Genomic DNA, 18,443 nt, shown 5'->3' with positions numbered 1-18,443 from the left:
AAAGGGTTCGCTCACTTTGAAGAGCGGACCCTTTTAGTTGCCTGAACTATCCCCTTAAGAGAAAATGGGACAGAACCAAATGGACACATGTAAACATATAGTGTAGGGGAAACTGTAATAAGACGTTTTGGAGGTGCAGTGTTTTTGAGTAAACCAAGTATAGATGATTATTTGGAAAACGGAATGTACGGTCAAAAGCAAACCAAGCCTGATGAAAGAAGGAAGTTTCTCGGAAGCCTCAGGGAGCGGATCGTCATCGCTCTGACCCAAAGTCAGGTGAGGGAAGAGGGAGTATATAAAGAAGTTCAGGATCGAATGAAGAAACATCCTGATGCAAAGCTTTTATTGAACGGAAACATGAGCTACACCTTTTTATCAAAATACATCAAGCTTGCCGATGCACATCATATTAAGTTTTCCATGGTGACCAATAAGGATATCGAAACGGAAATCGGCCTTGTTCTCGCCTATGATCATGCCATCGATCTAGAAGAAATCTATGTGCAGAAGCAAAGTGAAAAAGTCGGTGAACCCAAGCCGAAACAAAAGAAAAGCCTATTTTCAACGATAAAAAATAAGCTTTTCTACTAATGTCTGCCCTTTTGGAAAATGGAAAAGTTGAATAGCACTTTCAACAAGACCGGGATGACGAAAAGAATGAACAGGATACGGAACAAATGATAACCCGTAATGATGGAAAGGTCGGCATCGACTGCTTGTCCCACCAGTGCCATCTCGGCCATGCCTCCGGGGGCCAGGCTGATAAAGGCGGTCAGGAAGGTGATGTCATGCCAGCGGCTTAATAGAACGCTGAGACCTGTGCAACATAAAAGCAGGCAAAGGGAAGTAAATAACGACCATATGATAAACTTGCCCATCCCTTCCGATGATGAGAAATTCATCATGAAGCTAAAGTATATGCCTAAAGATAGCTGTGCCAGAATAATGAGAAGACCTGGCATATGGGGAACCGGCCATTCAGCTACCATGAAGCCGCCGATCACTAAGATCGGTCCAAGTAGGCCAGGGGTGGGCAAGTGGATTTTTTCAGCTAAAAAGCCTGCTGTGATCGCGATCGTGAAAAAAAGGACAAACCCCCATTGAATGCCGGGCAGCTCAAGAGACTGTGCGGCCACTCCCGAATCCGTTCTTTCACCGGCTAAAAGGGGACTGAAAACAAGGAACGGAACCACAAAGATAACGGATAAAAGCCGGATGACTTGAAGGATCGTGACGACCGTCAAGTCGATAGTCTTCATCTCCTCCCCAAGAGCCACCATTTGTGAAAGTCCGCCGGGAATGCTTCCTGTAATGGTTGAAGGCAGACCAATCCCTGTCATTTCAGATGTAATATAAGCAAGTATCATGCTGAAAACGATAAGAGTGACCGTTGTCGTCAGCATGGACGGAAGCTGAGTGAAGATTTCAATCATGGTCTTTCGACTGAACGATTGCCCAATCGTATAGCCGACGATGATTAAGCCGAGATCCCGGAGATAGGACGGCCAGGCGAGCTCAAAATTCGTCCATTTATTGATGAGAAAGACCGAAACCATGGAACAGAGCAGCCATGAAAGAGGAAGATGGAGGAGAGTGAAGACCCCACCTCCGATGATCCCTGCTATAAAGGCTACTAGAATAGGATATCCTCTCAATTTATGTACAGACGGGATGCTGAGTCGATCTTGAGATACCGCTCTGGATCGAGCCTGCTTCCCTCTGCGACAATCGCCGTCATGCCTTCCTCTGAGCCGGATTCATGCATCTCACCCTCCTGCCAAAAGACGGCCATGCCCGCTGCGACCAGAATTTTCTCTTCTCCTTCGATCCTAACCCATCCAGTTCCCGACGTAATCATCAGAAGCTGATCGCACATGGCAGGATGCATTCCGAGTACGCTGTTGGCTTCTAGATATAAGTATCCAACCTGAAACGGCTCGTCAGGCTTTAATAAAGGATGGATGGTCACGTTTTGACTGTTGAATCGTTGAATGGATTTTCCGGTATTTTGATTGAAGCTATATATCTTCATTGGAATCACCTCTTTAGTATAGGTTCGATATGAGATTGGGAAATCCTTTAAATGTGGAGGAGAGAAGGCTGGCTTTTCTATTTTATGGTAAAAGGCGCGATTATTGAGATAATGACGCAATTAAGGGTGAAAATGACGCAATAAATAAAAAAACGACGCAATTATCCTGAAAATGACGCAATCACGGCCTGAAATGACGCAATCCTCCGGGTACAGCCCCAAATTGACAGACTGTCCTCCATCATATTTCGCTCCTCATAAGAGATTTGATACAAAAAACACCGGAGTAACCAAAAGATACGCATCACCCTGATGCTTTAGTCCGTAGTTTAGCAATAAATGCATACCTTTTTATAAGAAAATCTGATATCCCGTGTGATTTCACCACGAAAAGGTTCCGAATCACGGGACCAGCCCATCTAAATCGACTGATCATGAGTTTGTACGTAGAAAAGGCCCCTTCAAGCGTGTCCGGCCAACGCATCTCATCCACTATATCTTAAAACCAATTCAGATACTTCCCACTCAAGGTCCGTCCCTCACAAAATCACACCCGTCACCGATTTCGTGGTAAAATGGAGGGAAGTATGGACAACCAGTATCATAGTTGCTTTAATGAAGCGAATTTTGGTATTATCAATAGTATTGTGAGTGTTCGAACATATTCGGAGGTGAAGAAGATGTCTAGAATTTCTGAAGATCAGGTGAAGCACGTTGCGCACCTTGCACGACTAGCCATCACAGAGGATGAAGCAAAGAAGTTTACGACTCAGCTGGATGCGATTATCGGGTTTGCCGAGCAGCTGAATGAATTGGATACATCAAATGTGGAAGCGACCAGTCATGTACTGGATATGAAGAACGTGATGCGTGAAGATAAGCCTGTTGAAGGACTGCCACGTGAAGAAGTGTTGAAGAACGCACCAGACAAACAAGATGGACAAGTTCGCGTTCCATCGATCTTGGACTAAGGAGGGGATCTCATGTCATTATTTGACCATAAATTATCAGAGCTTCATGAGCTTTTACATAAGAAAGAAGTTTCTGTGACAGATTTGGTAGACGAGTCGTACAAACGAATCGATGCCGTTGAAGATAAAGTGAAGGCATTTTTAACACTGGATGAAGAGAATGCCCGGAGCAAAGCGAAGGAAATGGATGCAAAGCTCGGGACGGATGAAAGTAAAGGTCTTCTGTTCGGAATGCCGATCGGAATCAAAGATAATATCGTTACAAAAGGTCTTCGTACAACCTGTGCAAGTAAAATCCTTGAAAACTTCAATCCGATTTATGATGCGACGGTGATCAATAAATTACATAGTGCCGATACAATTACGATTGGTAAATTGAATATGGATGAGTTTGCAATGGGTTCTTCTACTGAAAATTCCGGTTTCCAGAAGACAAGCAACCCATGGAATTTTGAAACGGTCCCAGGTGGTTCTTCAGGTGGATCGGCAGCTTCCGTTGCAGCTGGAGAAGTACCTTTCTCTCTAGGCTCAGATACAGGCGGTTCCATCCGTCAACCGGCAGCATTCACGGGTACTGTCGGATTAAAGCCGACATACGGACGTGTATCCCGTTTCGGTCTTGTGGCATTTGCTTCATCTCTTGACCAAATCGGACCGATTACTCGTAACGTTGAGGATAACGCGTACTTGCTGCAAGCCATCGCTGGACTTGATCCGAATGATTCAACGTCTGCCAACGTGGAGGTTCCAAATTATGCAGAAGCTCTTACTGGCGAAGTAAAAGGGCTTAAGATTGCTGTGCCGAAAGAATACTTAGGTGAAGGTGTCGGGGAAGAAGCCCGTCAAGCTGTGCTTGCTTCACTGAAAGTGTTGGAAGGCATGGGAGCGACATGGGAAGAAGTTTCTCTTCCTCACTCTAAATTCGGTGTGTCAACGTACTACTTGTTAGCTTCTTCTGAGGCTTCTGCCAACCTTGCCCGTTTCGATGGTGTTCGTTACGGCTACCGTACTCCGAACGCAGAGAACCTTCTTGATCTATACAAGAAGACACGTGCAGAAGGTTTCGGGGACGAAGTGAAGCGTCGGATCATGCTTGGAACGTTTGCCTTAAGTTCCGGTTACTATGATGCTTACTATAAGAAAGCCCAGCAGGCCCGTACATTGATCAAGAAAGATTTTGAAGATGTATTTGCGAAATACGACGTCATCATCGGACCGACGACACCGACTCCTGCATTTAAAATCGGTGAAAAAATCGATGATCCATTAACGATGTATGCAAACGATATTTTAACGATTCCAGTAAACCTTGCAGGTGTACCGGGAATTTCTGTTCCATGTGGGTTCTCTTCAACAGGACTTCCCCTTGGACTGCAAATCATCGGAAAGCATTTTGACGAAAGCACGATTTATCGCGTAGCTCATGCATTTGAGCAAGCGACAGATTTCCATACAAAAAGACCACAACTGTAAGGGGTGAAATCAATGAACTTTGAACCAGTAATCGGACTAGAAGTCCACGTAGAATTAAAAACGGACAGTAAGATGTTCTCTCCTGCACCGAACCATTTCGGAGCAGAGCCGAATACAAATACGAACGTGATCGACCTTGGATACCCTGGTGTTCTTCCGGTCGTAAACAAACGTGCCATTGAGTTCGGGATGAAAGCGGCCATCGCATTGAATTGCGAAATAGCAACGGATACGAAGTTTGACCGTAAAAACTATTTCTATCCGGATAATCCGAAAGCGTACCAAATTTCTCAATTCGACAAGCCGATCGGTGAGAATGGCTGGATCGAGATCGAAGTGAATGGTGAGAAGAAACGCATCGGGATCACTCGTCTTCACTTAGAAGAAGATGCAGGGAAACTGACTCACTCAGGTGACGGCTATTCCCTTGTCGACTATAACCGTCAGGGAACACCTCTGATTGAGATCGTATCTGAGCCGGACATCCGTACGCCGGAAGAGGCGTATGCGTATCTTGAAAAGTTGAAATCCATCATTCAATATACAGGTGTTTCCGACTGTAAGATGGAAGAAGGGTCGCTTCGCTGCGACGCAAATATTTCCCTCCGTCCAATCGGCCAGGAGAAATTTGGAACAAAAGCCGAACTGAAGAACCTGAACTCCTTTAACTTTGTGAAAAAAGGGTTGGAGTATGAAATTGTGCGTCAGGAGAAAGTCCTTTTATCTGGAGGATTGATTCAACAGGAAACCCTTCGTTTCGATGAGTCAACGGGGAAAACGATCCTTATGCGTGTTAAAGAAGGATCGGATGACTACCGTTACTTCCCTGAACCGGATTTGTTGCATCTTCACATCGACCAAGAATGGATGGATCGCATTCGTGCTGAGATCCCTGAGCTTCCGGATGAGCGTAAAAAACGCTATGTTGAAGAGATGGGATTACCTGCATATGATGCCATGGTTCTGACGTTGACGAAGGAAATGTCTGATTTCTTCGAAGAAACGGTAGGAGCAGGTGCAGATTCGAAGCTTGCGTCCAACTGGCTGATGGGTGAGGTTTCTGCTTACTTAAATGCACAGCAGAAGGAGCTTGAAGAGGTTAAGCTGACACCTCAAGGGTTAGCCGGAATGATCAAGCTGATTGAAAAAGGCACGATTTCTTCCAAGATCGCGAAGAAAGTGTTCAAAGAATTGGTGGAAAACGGTGGAGATCCGGAACAAATCGTGAAAGATAAAGGTCTTGTTCAAATCTCTGATGAAGGTGCATTATTGAAGATCGTGACGGAAACTTTGGATGCCAATCCTCAATCCATCGAAGACTTCAAGAATGGGAAAGACCGTGCCATCGGATTCCTTGTCGGTCAAATCATGAAAGCGACAAAAGGACAGGCCAACCCGCCTCTTGTCAATAAACTATTGCTTCAAGAAATTCAAAAGCGTTAATGTTGAATAGCAAAGCCCTCTGAGAACCATGTGCTCTCGGGGGGCTTTTTTTAGGGACGGACCTTGAAATTTTCAAGGTCCGTCCCTCTTTTTGTTCAAGTTTTCCTAATTTGAGTGATTTTTGCCGGTTTTGTATAGGACGTTTAGCATGAGGTTGAAGAATGGATAGGGTAGGTCTTTAGGCTCGTTCGCAATGAGGGAGGCATATATTATAGTATGTTTAATGTTTAAATAGTTAGAAAATTCTTATAAAGAGGTGTTGTAATTGAAGAAAAAAGTCGTTGCATTAGGATTAACAGCAGGATTAATGATGAGTCCGGTATTAGGGCAAGAAGCATTTGGCGCTTCGGGTGTCAGTGAGAAAGTGAATTTCAATTCACAGATGGGGACTCCTCAATTTATTTCGGGTCAATTAACAAAGGCGTCTTCAAAGGCTCCTGAAACGGTTGTATTTGATTACTTAACAGAAAAGCAAAAGACGTTTAAGTTTAAAGGGAATTCAACATTATCTTTCAAAGTAATAGATAAGCAGAAAGATGATGTAGGATTTACATACCTTCGTATCCAGCAGGTGTATAAGGGAACTCCGGTTTATGGATCTGTTCTGACTGCCCACGTAAATGAAGAAGGAGTTCTCACAGCATTATCGGGAGCACCTGCAGCGAACCTGGATGAGAAACAAAACCTGAAACAAACGAAGAAACTATCAAAAAAAGAAGCTGTTTCAACAGCTGAAAAGGATTTGATTAAGGCAGTAGGCAGTAAGCCTGATTATGAATATGCTCCTAAATCTGATTCAGTGATCTATGTGAAAGACGGGGAAGCTCATTATGCCTATCTCGTAAACTATAATTTCCTTGCACCCGAGCCAGGAAACTGGAACTATTTCGTGGATGCTGTCACAGGAGATATCCTTGGCAAAGTGAATGAAATCCATGAAGCCAACAACGGAGCCGGTAAGCCGGGCGGCGGTGGGGGAGCCGTCGGAGGGACGGACACTGTCGGTTCGGGTAAGGGAGTGCTGGGAGATACGAAATCCCTCAATACGTACCTTTCTTCTTCCACCTATTATTTACAGGATCGCACAAGAGGGAATGGCATCTTCACGTATGACGCGTCAAACCGCACTCGTCTTCCAGGTTCACTGTGGGCAGACAGCGATAATGTGTTCAACGCAAGCTACGACGCAGCAGCTGTCGATGCACATTATTATGCCGGAACCACGTACGATTATTATAAGAATACCCATAATCGAAATAGCTATGACGGAAATGGTGCAGCGTTGAAGTCGACTGTCCATTATGGAAGAAACTATAATAACGCATTTTGGAACGGGCAGCAGATGGTATACGGTGATGGAGATGGATCTACATTCGTATCATTATCAGGTGGACTTGATGTCATTGCCCATGAGCTGACCCATGCGGTAACCGATACGACGGCCGATCTGATTTATCAAAATGAGTCAGGTGCCATCAATGAATCCATGTCCGATATTTTTGGGACATTGGTAGAATTCGATGCTAATAATAATCCTGATTGGGAAATCGGAGAAGACATCTATACCCCGAATAAAAGTGGAGATGCGCTTCGCTCCATGTCTGATCCGGCGAAATACGGAGATCCGGACCACTATTCTGTTAGATACACAGGAACACAGGATAACGGGGGAGTTCACATCAACAGCGGAATCGGGAATAAGGCCGCTTATCTGTTAAGTCAAGGTGGCACACATTACGGTGTGAAGGTGACGGGAATCGGAACGGATAAGACAGGGAAGATTTATTACCGTGCCCTGACTCAATATTTAACACCATCATCAAACTTCAGCCAGCTTCGTTCGGCGGCAGTGCAAGCGGCTACAGATTTATATGGAGCGGGAAGTGCCGAGGTGGCAAGCGTGAATGCTGCATATAGTGCGGTAGGTGTCAACTAAATATAGCGGGACGAAGAAGAGCTGCAAGGGCTCTTCTTTTTCTATGCATAAATCTAGATCCCGATGTCACACTTGCTTCCTTTTTGCCTTCTCCAGGATCTGTTTCGCTAATCGATAATACGTATCGGCTTCAACTTTTGATTCAGCCCTTTTTAACTGCATCATATAATTTTGGAATCGAAGTTTGTCGACTGACGAGACTTTCATCACAATTTTTCTCATAATGGCGCTCCTTTAGTGGACAAAATTGCGTCCAATTATCTATTCTGAATTTTCTGTAAATAATATATAATATTAGTAAATGATTCCAGAGGGTGGATAGAATGTCCTTATTCGAAGTGATCTTGTTGCCAATGTTGATGGGTGGTATTGGAGGCTTAGGACATATTCTGGTTTTCAAAAATGGTCATTTCACTTTTCCAAGAAAATTTATCGACGATCAGGGTGAAAAGCATTATCTTTTTGGCTCAACGAAGGATATTATCATAGGGGTCCTGGCAGGGTATCTGTCCGTGTTACCGGTAGTTGATTCAGTACCGATCTGGTATGTGATCTACATTAGTTTATTATCAGGAATCGGGGGAAGTTCCGTTATCACAAGAAAAATCGAACAGAATTTAGCAAGTACCAAAGCATCCTATATTCAAGAGCTATCTCATTATCAGCTCGAACCGACCTCTAAGGGAGGATCTACAAACCATAATGAGGTGAAACCTGTTGGCGAAGTGGAAGAAAAAAAGAATCAAGGTTGAACTGCCACCAGAAGACTATGAAAAAGCGAACCACTATCTAAAGAGACTGAAGGAGGCAGATAGCCTAGTTGAGCTGAACTACTACTACAATAAAGTGGCAAAAATAATTGAGAAATCACAGGATGTCTAAGATGGTTCAATGGAAAGAGTCGTCCTATATCCATTTAATGTAACCACAAAATGAGAGGATGAAACTGACAATTGAGTCAGCTTTTTTTCTGTCAAAAAAAGATGTATAAAAGATATATCTCTTATTCATACTTACCTATTTCCGCCCCCTCTGGAATATAGGTGTAGGAGTAGCGTAACGCAGCTATTCCTTTTTTCTTGGAGGAGTTTCGTCAGGGAGCAGTTCATTGGCACCTGTTCACAGAGTTCCTTTTCTTATATTATATTCCTACAGGCATAATCGTACAATTGAAATTTTAAGCGAATTTCACTTGTGTATTAAAAGAAATATGAATATGCTGGAAAGAGAATTTCCGAGAATAGTGGACAGGGATTCACCGTTATGTGAACCTCTGGAGGAGGAAGAAGAATGAATTTGGAACAATGGTTCGAAAAAGGTATGACAACAAGTGAATACATAAATAATATGAATATGCATAAGGAAAATACAGAGACCATCCGGAAGGGATTTAAAATTCCCGAAGAGGATGTAGAAGTGTTGAATCGACTCGGAGGGCACTCATTGCGTGTCATTGTGATAACAGAGGATTGGTGTGGTGATGCCATGGTGAATATTCCGATCCTGCTTAATATGGCTGAGGCTGCAAATCTGGACGTTCGAATGGTTTTGCGGGACGAAAATCTCGAATTGATGGATCAGTATTTGACCAACGGAACATCCAGGGCGATTCCGATCTTCATTTTTATCGATCAAGAAGGAAATGAAAAGCTTGTATGGGGACCGAGAGCGCCCATGGTGAAGAAAATTGTCGATGATGAGCGGGCAAAGCTTCCACCGAAGGATCATGAGCTTTTCCCAGAAAAGCAGAAAGAAATGATTCAACGCCTGACATCCCAATACTGTAAGGATAGAGGGGTATGGCAGGAAGTGTACGATAGTTTGAAGACGAGTCTGGTTCAAAGCGTGTTGATGTAAAGCGTTTGAAGTAAAGGAAGGCTGCGGAAGTTTCCGCGCCTTCTTTTTTTTCAGGAAGAAGGTGTTTCATTTCTGTACTCAAAATGAAATGGTAATAAATACCCGTTAGCATGGTATTTATTGCCGGTTCACGAATGACTATATTCACGTTACTATGGTATAGGATGAGGAGTTGAAGCATCATGATACACCAAAAGACAAATACGATAGTAATAGAAGCGCTAAGTAAATTCCCACATAAAATCCACATTAAATTGGGAGAGATCCTGCGCGAAAGAGGATTGACTCAAGGCGATCTCCATCGCTTAACCGGATTAAGGGTAGCGACGATCAATGAGCTAGTGAATTTCAAGAAGAAATCCTTAACGGTCGCTCATCTTGTATCGATCATGATCGCCCTTAGAATTACAGACATTCGTGATCTTATTGAAATAGAATTTGACCAGGAAGTACAAGACTACTTCAATGAAGAAAATCAGCGGATGAAAAACGGATTCACTCCAGACCTGACCAAAACCGCCGAACAAAACGTAAAGCGGATCGCCGCAGGCTCAAACAACTAAAGCACACCACATACCAAACGGTCATCTCAAACGGTCATCAGAGATGACCGTTTTTTTTTAGGGACGGACCTCTGTTTCACAGCTTTTCCCCCGGATTAAATGATCGAAATATAATATCCAACAAGGTTTACTACCGTGCGAAATAGGATAATTTCATATAGTAAACGCTAATTTAATAGAAGCAATATTATGACGATATAAAGAGCATCAAGGTCCGTCCCTCCCCTCTGTTCAGGAATTTCTCACTGGGATACAGAATGTAGTAGGTATGCATGGCAATGAGACCGCTGTGTGGCAGGCGGGGTTGTGATGGAGTTGACATGAAATCGTAACGTTCAGTAGAGTGAAAATCAATTATGATAGGGGAAGAGAGTGAATGGAAGTGAATTTTGGTAATGTGACCTCCCGTTACGCTGCGTCTTGTGATGATATTCCACACCGTTTCTTTGATACGTTGAAGGTAAGGGGAATTGTGTGGGAAGGTAGGAAAGTGGCTGAAATCGGTTCGGGTACCGGCAGCCTGACCAGAAAGCTTCATAAGCGTGGAGCAGAGGTGATAGGTGTCGAACCTTCGATTGAAATGAGGGAAGCAGCCAAGACGTTGGAAAGCAAACTTTACTTGGAAATTCCTTATCTGACGGGGACGGCAGAATCGACAAATTTGCCGGACCACTATTATGATATCACGATGGCCCACAGAAGCTGGGATTTATTCGATCGCCCGAAAGCAATCAATGAAATCAAGCGGATTTTGAAAGAGAAAGGGACGTTCATTGTAAGCGATTCAAGTTTCCGTATGACCCATGAAGTCGTGCAGGACACGATGACGTTTTTAAATGAAAATATCGATAGGACACTCCCGGATGCAAAAGCGGATCCTGCGGGTCAGGTGAATGGATTTCCCGTGGAGTGGTTGTTAGAATGGCAGCAGGCTGACCTTACGATTAAGGATTTTTATACCTTTAACTATATGGTCGGTTTCACCCTGAAGTCCTGGTGCGATCGCGTGGGATGCCTTTCCCGGCTTTCTCACTTGGATGATACGGAGAAAGAAGGATTACTGCCATCATTACATACCTTCTTGTCCAGGCGTTACGATTCCCTCCAGGAGTTTACTCTTCAGCACCAGTTTACAGTCTGCATGATGAAAAAGTAGAAAGAGTGATCGGATTGGAAGCAGTAAAGAAATATGTAGATTACTTAAATATGGACATTGAGACCCCCAGTTTAAACTATTTGCAGCGGCTGATCCAACAGCATTTAATACGGATTCCCTATGAAACGTTCAGTAAGTTTTATTATTTTTCCCAGGGGGAACCCTACGTGCCCTCGTTAGAGACATTCGCCGACAATCTCCACCTCAAAGGATGGGGGGGCACGTGCTTTACGTTAAACATCAACTTCGGCAGGCTGTTGAAAGAGTTAGGCTTTCACTGTCAATTTGTCAGAGTGAGTCCTGGTCATCTGGGATTGATGATATCGATTGATAACCGGAAGCTGTATGTGGATGTGGGATATGGTTCTCCCATTATGAAGCCTGTCGAGCTTGAAACAAGGCAGAGGCATCTTCTTCACGGGTTTGGGGAGGAGATCATTTTCACCCAGAAGGATATCCGGGAATTTGAAGTCGATCGCCGTTCAAACGGCAAGACGTTTGTAAAAAAGACCATCGAGTGGGTTCCGCTGGAGGAAGACGAATTGGAATCGGATATTCAAGCTTCTTATATGGATTCAGATGATAATATCACCATGAGAAGGATCACCGCCGTCCGTTTTCAGGGCAATCAGTGCTACTTTCTGCGCAACCAGACGTTAAAGGTGATGACATACCGGAATATCCGGGAATATCACATGAAGGATATAGAGAAGTGGAAGGATGTCATCGGGGAAGTCTATCATTTTGATATGCGTTCTCTAGAGGAATCCATCCAGTTTTTACAAAAGCGGAATATTAAGCTATTTCCATAGCCGTACAGAATATCTGGATGATATTCTGTACGGCTTTTTGGTTGTGGACATGTTTGAGGCGATAGAATGACTCTATTTAAGGTTTCCTGAATATAAAAGGGTAACCACCACGGGAATATCGCCCTGTTTTCATTTATGTATTCTTTCTGACAATCATCTGAGAAAAGTCCATTATCTGGTTGGGGAATTTCATATTTCATTAGATTTTTCCACTGAAAAGAGGTATGATATTGACCGGTGGACGATTTAAAAAATCCTGCCTTTACAACACACTTTGCATGAATAATTTCATTTGGTATATGATGATAAAAGATGGTATATAAATGGACGAGTTTTTCTGAATTAATACAGATTAGGATGATGGGTATGAAACGAGCACGAATTATATACAATCCTACTTCGGGGCGGGAGCTTTTCAAAAAGCATCTGGCTGAAGTATTAATCAAGCTGGAGCAGGCAGGTTATGAAACCTCCGTACACGCGACCATATGTGAAGGGGATGCGACCGAAGCGGCACGAATAGCTGTTGAACGCCAATATGATATCGTCGTGGCTGCCGGTGGGGACGGTACGTTAAATGAAGTCGTCAACGGATTGGCTGAACAAGACTACCGACCGAAGCTCGGAATCGTTCCGATGGGGACAACCAATGACTTCGCCCGGGCCCTGCACATCCCAAAGGATATCAGCGCTGCCATAGACGTGATCACTAAAGGTGAGACGATCCCTGTCGATATCGGACGGATGAATGAACGTTATTTCATCAATATCGCCGGTGGTGGAAGAATCACGGAATTGACCTATGAAGTGCCGAGTAAGCTGAAGACGATGATGGGACAGCTTGCTTATTACTTAAAAGGGATTGAGATGCTGCCTTCCATTAAACCGACCGACGTATCAATTGAATATGACGGAAAACTGTTTGAAGGAGAAGCCATGCTTTTCCTCATCGGCCTGACGAACTCGGTGGGAGGGTTCGAGAAACTGGCTCCTGATGCCTCGATCAATGACGGCTTATTTTCTCTCCTGATTCTGAAGAAGACGAATCTGGCAGAATTTATCCGCATCGCGTCCCTGGCAGTACGCGGCGAACACGTAAATGATCCCAACGTCATTTACACCCAGGCCAACCGAATCAAAATCAAGGCGAAAGAAAAGGTACAGCTCAATGTAGATGGTGAGCTTGGTGGAGTCCTCCCTGCAGAATTCGAGAACCTCTATCGTCATCTTCAAGTATTCGTTCCACTTGATAAGATCCGCCCGGAAGATAAAGCTGAATAATGATGAAAAAGGAATGCCATGGTGGCATTCCTTTTATTATGTGTATTGAGTTTTAGTTTCTAGTGGATTAACAAAAACACGAAAAAGGTCAAAGGGAATCCAATCAAAAAGCCCCATCCAATTTGCTGCTTATGACGGAAAGGAACCTTCCTGACAACCCAAGATAAGATGTGGGCGATGATCACAAAGGCAAAGGCCCAAATCAATTGCCCCACTACAAATACGAATAAATAAGCTAGAATCGATTCTTTATTAAGCAAAAGGGATAGTCCGAATCCAAAAGTCAAAGTCAAAAAGGTGAGTCCAATTAATATATAGGGAAGCCACCATCTTCTCGACTTGAGAGCAAATAAAACTCCAAGGAAGACATTTCCCACGAGGATCAGGTTCACTAGGATGTCTGGGTTCATATTTATCTACCTTCTCTTTCTGGAATTGTTGCACATACCATTGTACCCTTTGTAGATCGGATGAAACGCGGTAAGTTTTAACATCCTATCTAGTAAAATGAAAAATTACATGAATCTGTTTAATCCCTGAATCCATTGTCTTATAAAGGGAGAATCAGCAGAATCCTGTTAAATTTTGTATTCACTGGCACGGAAGGATTATGTTAAAGTGAATAAAAAACATAGCGGACAATGTGCCACTAAGAAGGGTGAATTCAATGTATATCGTGCACTCAACATTTGTAGTTCCCGATGAAAAGGCGGAAGAAGTGATTTCAATCTATCATTCCCGTTCAGGTCTGGTAGATGAGGCAGAAGGATTTCAGAGATTCCTGCTCCTGCAAAATGAAAAAAAACCGGGAGAGATCACGGTCCATATGGAATGGGATGTGAAGGAGCACTTTATGGCCTGGATGAAGAGTGAAGACTATAAACGCATTCATGATCTTGAAAAGAATTACCCTGATCAGGAACTGGCATCTATTATTCCATCGATTGATCGTTACAAGGTGGTGGCGTACTGATGGACAATAAGTATAATAGTGTCATAGATCAAGCAGTTGAAAAGTTGTACGAACGCTATCCTGAATTGGACGAAAAGTTCGGGGAAGCCGGAAGAAAGAAGTGCTACGAGGATAATGTCCATCACTTCAATTATCTGGAGTCCGCTGCTGATGTAGGGGACTCGAAGGTATTTTCCGATTATGCCCTTTGGCTGAACAGCATATTGGTCAGCAGAGGGATGAAATCAGATCACCTCATTGATAATTTCAACTGTATCATGGAAGCCCTCGACGGGAAAGGTGTTGAAAAGGGAGAAACCTTCGAGCTTTATCTGAAACAGGCCATCGAATCCATACGTACTGCAGACAGAGAAAATCTCCTTTAAACATGAAACCGGAAGCATCGGACCCCTGTGTTCGATGCTTTTTTTTCACAGAGAGGGACGGACCTCCAACCATTTCATTCTCCTTCCCCATTTATGGTACAATCAGTAGAGTCTTAAAAAGGAATTCGTAAAGGAAGATATACGTGAGTAAAAAAGCACCCGTTCAAAAAAATGATTATATAGATGAAGCCATATTTGAAGATCTGACCCACGACGGGAATGGTGTGACGAAGGTGGATGGTTATCCGTTATTCGTTCCAAATGCCCTTCCAGGGGAAGAAGGTCAGGTCAAGGTCGTGAAAACGAGTAAAGGATATGGATTCGGGAGACTGACAGAACGAACGAAGGAAAGTCCGTTTCGTCAAGACCCCCCATGTCCGATATACAATGAATGCGGAGGATGCCAGATCCAGCATATGACCTATGAAGGCCAACTGAAAGCGAAGGAAAAGAGTGTCCGTGACGTCATGCAGCGTATAGGGAAACTTCATGTCAGCGTGCATCCGGTCCTTGGAATGGAGGATCCGTGGCGCTACCGTAACAAAGCCCAGGTCCCTGTAGGAGAAAAGGACGGGCGGTTTATAGCCGGATTCTATCAAAAGCGCAGTCATGAAATCATCGATATGGATAAGTGCCTCATTCAATATGAAAAAAACGATGAAGTGATTCAGCATGTGAAGGATATTTGCGAGAAGCTCGAGGTCCGTCCCTATGATGAAAAGGGCCATAAAGGGACGCTTCGTCATATTATGACCCGGACGGCGTACACGACGGGTGAAGTCATGGTGGTATTGGTCACGCGAACGCCTGAGCTTCCCCATAAGAAGGCCATCATTGAAGCTCTTATTCAAAATATTGATGGATTGAAATCAATCGTTCATAATGTGAATCCTAAAAGGACCAACGTGATCATGGGAGACAGCACCACTGTTCTATGGGGAGAAGACGTGATCCACGATTATATCGGGGATGTTAAGTTTGCGATCTCCGCAAGGTCTTTCTATCAGGTGAATCCGGAACAAACGAAGGTGCTATATGATAAAGCGTTGGAGTACGCTGATTTACAAGGAGAAGAAACGGTCATCGATGCGTATTGCGGAATAGGGACGATCTCCTTATTCCTTGCTCAAAAGGCCAAGAAGGTGTACGGGGTCGAAATTGTCCCTCAGGCGATAGAAGATGCGAAGCAAAATGCTGTGTTGAATGATATGACGAATGTGGAATTCAAAGCGGGTCCTGCGGAAGTGGTGATCCCCGACTGGTATAAAGAAGGGATTAGAGCGGACGTCCTTGTCGTGGATCCTCCACGAAAGGGCTGTGATGAAGCACTTCTGAATACAATCCTTGCCATGAAGCCGAAGCGCGTAGTGTATGTATCCTGTAACCCTGCCACCCTTGCCCGTGATCTTAGAATCCTTGAAGATGGGGGATATAAAACAACAGAGGTTCAACCTGTTGATATGTTCCCACAGACGATGCACTGTGAAGCCGTTGCGAAGATCGAGTTAGTCGAATAACAAAGTGAGGAATCAGACAATGTATCTCACCATTAAAGAAACAGCCGAATATTTGTCCCTGCCAGAATCGTATATTGAATACCTTGTGCAGCAAAGGAAAATCCGGGCCGTCCATGATGGGGAACAATATTTACTATACCGGGATCAATTCAACCAGCATCTCGAGCAAGTGGAAAAAATGAAGCGGCAGCTCGCAGAATATCTAAGTGAACCGATCCCTGAAGATATCGATGTGAAGGATGAAGATTAAACCAGAGCGATTCAAGAAATCAACTGAAGAAATGGAGAATCCAAATGAGCGGACAACAGCGTTCCAATATTAAACCGGGTCTTGAAGTGGACATCGTCCTCAAGAAAGACCAGCGAACAGATAAACTGACACGTGGGATTGTGAAAGATATTTTAACCAATTCACCGAATCATCCACACGGGATCAAAGTCCGATTAACAGATGGACAGGTTGGCCGTGTGAAACATATTATCCAGAAATAAGAGGCCTTTGGGGTCTCTTTTTTTCTCTGTAATGTCCGATTTAATAAAGGAAGAAAAAATGTAACGTGTACAAGAAAACACACTCCAATGTTTTATCATTACTCGAAAGGGAAATAAACCCATTGAAGAACGATCGGAGAACTTATTTCAAGGAGGAGATTAAAGTGGCACAATTCTATGTGAACCAAAACCAACAGTCAGGCGGGGAACATGAAGTTCATATGGAGGGCTGTGATTTCATGCCCTTTGAAAAAAACCTGTTGGAGCTTGGAGGTCATTCAAGCTGCTCAAGCGCAATTGAAAAGGCAAAGGAAACCTACGATCATGTCAATGGATGCAGACATTGTACGCCGGATTGTCATACTAGCTGACCAGCAATAAGACCTCGATCCCGAAACAGGGATCGAGGTCTTTTTTTAACTGAATAACTTTGGAATACCTTGAATCAACGAGTACACACCCATGTAGGACATGGCTACGACAATCAATACACCGAATATAGTCATCCAAATGGGATGCTTGTAGTCACCGACGATTTTCGTTTTATGAGCGGCAATCAACATGACGCCAAGGGCGATCGGCAGGATCAAACCATTAAGAGAACCGACCAGGATCAAGATGGCGACCGGTTTACCAACCACCACGAACACAAGGGTAGATATTGTGATGAACCCGACAATCAACCATTTATGGTACTTTTCCAAAAGAGGACTGAATGTCCTGATAAAGGATACCGATGTATAGGCTGCGCCTACGACGGAAGAAACAGCGGCAGACCACATGACTATTCCGAACATTTTGTACCCTATATCTCCTGCGGCCAGCTGGAATACAGAAGCAGGAGGATTGGATGGATCCAATGTGAATCCTTGTGCCACGATTCCCAGTGCGGCAAGGAATAGGAAGATCCGCATGATGGAAGCAATTCCGATAGCTGAAACGGAGCTTTTCGTGATTTCAGGAAGTGCTTGTTTCCCCGTTATCCCCGCCTCTAATAATCGATGTCCCCCTGCGAATGTAATATATCCCCCAACGGTCCCGCCGACCAGTGTGATAATGGCAAGAAAATCAATGGTATCGGGAGCAAATGTTTTCGTTACCGCCTCTCCGACAGGTGGATTCGCAGTGAACATAACGTATACCGTAAGAATGATCATCAAGAATCCAAGGATCTGGGCAAAACGATCCATCAATTTGCCAGCTTCCTTCACAAGGAAGATCCCGACAGCGACGATTCCACTGAACAATGCACCCATTTCAGGAGAAATGCCAAACAGGACGTTCGTGCCGAGGCCCGCCCCCGCAATATTTCCGATGTTGAAAGCCAAGCCGCCGGCGACAATGAGAATGGCAAGGAAGTAGCCTAATCCCGGCAGAACATCATTGGCGATATCCTGTGCCCTTTTTTCAGAAATGGCAATGATGCGCCAAATATTCAGCTGAGCACCGATATCTATGAGAATGGATACTAAGATGACAAAGCCGAAGCTTGCGGCAAGTTGTTCGGTAAAAACGGTTGTTTGAGTCAGGAAACCCGGCCCGATGGCGGATGTTGCCATGAGGAAGGCTGCT

Annotated in this window: 23 protein-coding genes; 18 read left to right on the top strand and 5 right to left on the bottom strand. The window is 44.1% G+C overall.

Annotated features, from left to right (window positions below; genetic code table 11):
- Positions 1–144: 144 nt before the first annotated feature.
- Positions 145–591: a YueI family protein gene (locus JI667_RS09520; protein ID WP_206852448.1), complete on the top strand. Its 447-nt coding sequence runs from the start codon at positions 145–147 to the stop codon at positions 589–591.
- Here JI667_RS09520 and JI667_RS09515 read toward each other — a convergent pair.
- On the bottom strand, positions 588–1,655 hold the full coding sequence (locus JI667_RS09515; protein ID WP_244668270.1) for an AbrB family transcriptional regulator: 1,068 nt from the start codon (positions 1,653–1,655) through the stop codon (positions 588–590). The two genes, JI667_RS09520 and JI667_RS09515, sit on opposite strands and share 4 nt — an antisense overlap.
- A complete protein-coding gene (locus tag JI667_RS09510; protein ID WP_206852444.1) occupies positions 1,652–2,032 on the bottom strand; it encodes a cupin domain-containing protein in 381 nt (126 codons plus the stop codon). Before JI667_RS09510 ends, JI667_RS09515 begins: the two co-directional genes overlap by 4 nt.
- Before the next feature lie 680 nt (positions 2,033–2,712).
- Here JI667_RS09510 and gatC point away from each other — a divergent pair.
- From gatC to JI667_RS09490, 4 genes are all read left to right on the top strand, one after another.
- Positions 2,713–3,003, top strand: a complete 291-nt coding sequence (gatC, locus tag JI667_RS09505) for an Asp-tRNA(Asn)/Glu-tRNA(Gln) amidotransferase subunit GatC (RefSeq protein WP_206852442.1) — start codon at positions 2,713–2,715, stop codon at positions 3,001–3,003.
- Positions 3,004–3,015: 12 nt separating this feature from the next.
- Positions 3,016–4,476 carry an Asp-tRNA(Asn)/Glu-tRNA(Gln) amidotransferase subunit GatA gene (gene gatA / locus JI667_RS09500; protein ID WP_206852440.1) on the top strand — a complete coding sequence of 487 codons (1,461 nt, stop codon included), beginning with the start codon at positions 3,016–3,018 and terminating at the stop codon, positions 4,474–4,476.
- A 12-nt stretch (positions 4,477–4,488) separates the two neighbouring features.
- Positions 4,489–5,919: an Asp-tRNA(Asn)/Glu-tRNA(Gln) amidotransferase subunit GatB gene (gene gatB, locus JI667_RS09495; RefSeq protein ID WP_206852438.1), complete on the top strand. Its 1,431-nt coding sequence runs from the start codon at positions 4,489–4,491 to the stop codon at positions 5,917–5,919.
- A gap of 307 nt (positions 5,920–6,226) precedes the next feature.
- Complete coding sequence (locus tag JI667_RS09490; protein ID WP_206852505.1) at positions 6,227–7,855, top strand: M4 family metallopeptidase; 1,629 nt, start codon at positions 6,227–6,229, stop codon at positions 7,853–7,855.
- A 66-nt stretch (positions 7,856–7,921) separates the two neighbouring features.
- Here JI667_RS09490 and JI667_RS09485 read toward each other — a convergent pair whose 3' ends face one another.
- Positions 7,922–8,077, bottom strand: coding sequence for a hypothetical protein (locus JI667_RS09485; RefSeq protein ID WP_206852436.1), 156 nt, complete (start codon positions 8,075–8,077; stop codon positions 7,922–7,924).
- Between the two features lie 101 nt (positions 8,078–8,178).
- On the opposite strand from JI667_RS09485, the gene JI667_RS09480 reads away from it, so the two are divergent.
- The 7 genes from JI667_RS09480 to JI667_RS09450 all read left to right on the top strand — a co-directional run bounded on the left by JI667_RS09480 (position 8,179) and on the right by JI667_RS09450 (position 13,524).
- Positions 8,179–8,607, top strand: a complete 429-nt coding sequence (locus JI667_RS09480) for a DUF4257 domain-containing protein (RefSeq protein WP_206852434.1) — start codon at positions 8,179–8,181, stop codon at positions 8,605–8,607.
- A complete protein-coding gene (locus JI667_RS09475) occupies positions 8,573–8,737 on the top strand; it encodes a hypothetical protein (RefSeq protein ID WP_179884839.1) in 165 nt (54 codons plus the stop codon). Before JI667_RS09480 ends, JI667_RS09475 begins: the two co-directional genes overlap by 35 nt.
- 408 nt (positions 8,738–9,145) lie before the next feature.
- Entirely contained in the window at positions 9,146–9,712 is a 567-nt protein-coding gene (locus tag JI667_RS09470) for a thioredoxin family protein (protein ID WP_206852433.1), read from the top strand.
- Positions 9,713–9,894: 182 nt separating this feature from the next.
- A complete protein-coding gene (locus tag JI667_RS09465; RefSeq protein ID WP_206852432.1) occupies positions 9,895–10,275 on the top strand; it encodes a helix-turn-helix domain-containing protein in 381 nt (126 codons plus the stop codon).
- 376 nt (positions 10,276–10,651) lie between these two features.
- Entirely contained in the window at positions 10,652–11,431 is a 780-nt protein-coding gene (locus JI667_RS09460; protein WP_206852430.1) for a class I SAM-dependent methyltransferase, read from the top strand.
- A gap of 50 nt (positions 11,432–11,481) precedes the next feature.
- Complete coding sequence (locus tag JI667_RS09455) at positions 11,482–12,243, top strand: arylamine N-acetyltransferase (RefSeq protein WP_206852504.1); 762 nt, start codon at positions 11,482–11,484, stop codon at positions 12,241–12,243.
- Between the two features lie 366 nt (positions 12,244–12,609).
- The gene (locus JI667_RS09450; protein ID WP_206852428.1) at positions 12,610–13,524 is read left to right on the top strand and encodes a diacylglycerol kinase; all 915 of its coding nucleotides are present in this window, start codon (positions 12,610–12,612) and stop codon (positions 13,522–13,524) included.
- A gap of 59 nt (positions 13,525–13,583) precedes the next feature.
- Here JI667_RS09450 and JI667_RS09445 read toward each other — a convergent pair whose 3' ends face one another.
- The gene (locus JI667_RS09445) at positions 13,584–13,934 is read right to left on the bottom strand and encodes a hypothetical protein (protein ID WP_206852426.1); all 351 of its coding nucleotides are present in this window, start codon (positions 13,932–13,934) and stop codon (positions 13,584–13,586) included.
- A gap of 257 nt (positions 13,935–14,191) precedes the next feature.
- On the opposite strand from JI667_RS09445, the gene JI667_RS09440 reads away from it, so the two are divergent.
- From JI667_RS09440 to JI667_RS09415, 6 genes are all read left to right on the top strand, one after another.
- The gene (locus JI667_RS09440) at positions 14,192–14,497 is read left to right on the top strand and encodes an antibiotic biosynthesis monooxygenase family protein (RefSeq protein ID WP_206852424.1); all 306 of its coding nucleotides are present in this window, start codon (positions 14,192–14,194) and stop codon (positions 14,495–14,497) included.
- Positions 14,497–14,862: a hypothetical protein gene (locus tag JI667_RS09435; RefSeq protein WP_206852423.1), complete on the top strand. Its 366-nt coding sequence runs from the start codon at positions 14,497–14,499 to the stop codon at positions 14,860–14,862. The genes JI667_RS09440 and JI667_RS09435 overlap by 1 nt, the downstream gene beginning before the upstream one ends.
- Positions 14,863–15,005: 143 nt before the next feature.
- Entirely contained in the window at positions 15,006–16,379 is a 1,374-nt protein-coding gene (rlmD, locus tag JI667_RS09430; RefSeq protein ID WP_206852421.1) for a 23S rRNA (uracil(1939)-C(5))-methyltransferase RlmD, read from the top strand.
- 19 nt (positions 16,380–16,398) lie between these two features.
- Entirely contained in the window at positions 16,399–16,629 is a 231-nt protein-coding gene (locus tag JI667_RS09425; protein ID WP_206852420.1) for an excisionase family DNA-binding protein, read from the top strand.
- Positions 16,630–16,673: 44 nt separating this feature from the next.
- The gene (locus JI667_RS09420) at positions 16,674–16,871 is read left to right on the top strand and encodes a YwbE family protein (RefSeq protein ID WP_206852419.1); all 198 of its coding nucleotides are present in this window, start codon (positions 16,674–16,676) and stop codon (positions 16,869–16,871) included.
- Positions 16,872–17,035: 164 nt separating this feature from the next.
- Complete coding sequence (locus JI667_RS09415; protein ID WP_206852418.1) at positions 17,036–17,242, top strand: hypothetical protein; 207 nt, start codon at positions 17,036–17,038, stop codon at positions 17,240–17,242.
- A 45-nt stretch (positions 17,243–17,287) separates the two neighbouring features.
- Here the strand turns inward: JI667_RS09415 and JI667_RS09410 are convergent, their stop codons facing one another.
- A complete protein-coding gene (locus tag JI667_RS09410) occupies positions 17,288–18,430 on the bottom strand; it encodes an NRAMP family divalent metal transporter (RefSeq protein WP_206852500.1) in 1,143 nt (380 codons plus the stop codon).
- Positions 18,431–18,443: the final 13 nt, after the last annotated feature.

The sequence above is a fragment of the Bacillus sp. NTK074B genome (assembly GCF_017303375.1).
Lineage (GTDB): Bacteria > Bacillota > Bacilli > Bacillales > Bacillaceae_B > Rossellomorea.
The sequence above is the reverse complement of the archived record's forward strand: the minus strand, read 5'-3'. Positions and strand labels throughout refer to the sequence as shown.

Coding starts and splice junctions, on each gene's coding strand:
- JI667_RS09510 (WP_206852444.1), bottom strand. CDS start 2,032: ATGAAGATATATAGCTTCAATCAAAATACCGGAAAATCCATTCAACGA.
- gatC (WP_206852442.1), top strand. CDS start 2,713: ATGTCTAGAATTTCTGAAGATCAGGTGAAGCACGTTGCGCACCTTGCA.
- gatA (WP_206852440.1), top strand. CDS start 3,016: ATGTCATTATTTGACCATAAATTATCAGAGCTTCATGAGCTTTTACAT.
- gatB (WP_206852438.1), top strand. CDS start 4,489: ATGAACTTTGAACCAGTAATCGGACTAGAAGTCCACGTAGAATTAAAA.
- JI667_RS09490 (WP_206852505.1), top strand. CDS start 6,227: ATGATGAGTCCGGTATTAGGGCAAGAAGCATTTGGCGCTTCGGGTGTC.
- JI667_RS09485 (WP_206852436.1), bottom strand. CDS start 8,077: ATGAGAAAAATTGTGATGAAAGTCTCGTCAGTCGACAAACTTCGATTC.
- JI667_RS09480 (WP_206852434.1), top strand. CDS start 8,179: ATGTCCTTATTCGAAGTGATCTTGTTGCCAATGTTGATGGGTGGTATT.
- JI667_RS09470 (WP_206852433.1), top strand. CDS start 9,146: ATGAATTTGGAACAATGGTTCGAAAAAGGTATGACAACAAGTGAATAC.
- JI667_RS09465 (WP_206852432.1), top strand. CDS start 9,895: ATGATACACCAAAAGACAAATACGATAGTAATAGAAGCGCTAAGTAAA.
- JI667_RS09460 (WP_206852430.1), top strand. CDS start 10,652: ATGGAAGTGAATTTTGGTAATGTGACCTCCCGTTACGCTGCGTCTTGT.
- JI667_RS09455 (WP_206852504.1), top strand. CDS start 11,482: ATGGACATTGAGACCCCCAGTTTAAACTATTTGCAGCGGCTGATCCAA.
- JI667_RS09450 (WP_206852428.1), top strand. CDS start 12,610: ATGAAACGAGCACGAATTATATACAATCCTACTTCGGGGCGGGAGCTT.
- JI667_RS09445 (WP_206852426.1), bottom strand. CDS start 13,934: ATGAACCCAGACATCCTAGTGAACCTGATCCTCGTGGGAAATGTCTTC.
- JI667_RS09440 (WP_206852424.1), top strand. CDS start 14,192: ATGTATATCGTGCACTCAACATTTGTAGTTCCCGATGAAAAGGCGGAA.
- JI667_RS09435 (WP_206852423.1), top strand. CDS start 14,497: ATGGACAATAAGTATAATAGTGTCATAGATCAAGCAGTTGAAAAGTTG.
- JI667_RS09425 (WP_206852420.1), top strand. CDS start 16,399: ATGTATCTCACCATTAAAGAAACAGCCGAATATTTGTCCCTGCCAGAA.
- JI667_RS09420 (WP_206852419.1), top strand. CDS start 16,674: ATGAGCGGACAACAGCGTTCCAATATTAAACCGGGTCTTGAAGTGGAC.
- JI667_RS09410 (WP_206852500.1), bottom strand. CDS start 18,430: ATGGCAACATCCGCCATCGGGCCGGGTTTCCTGACTCAAACAACCGTT.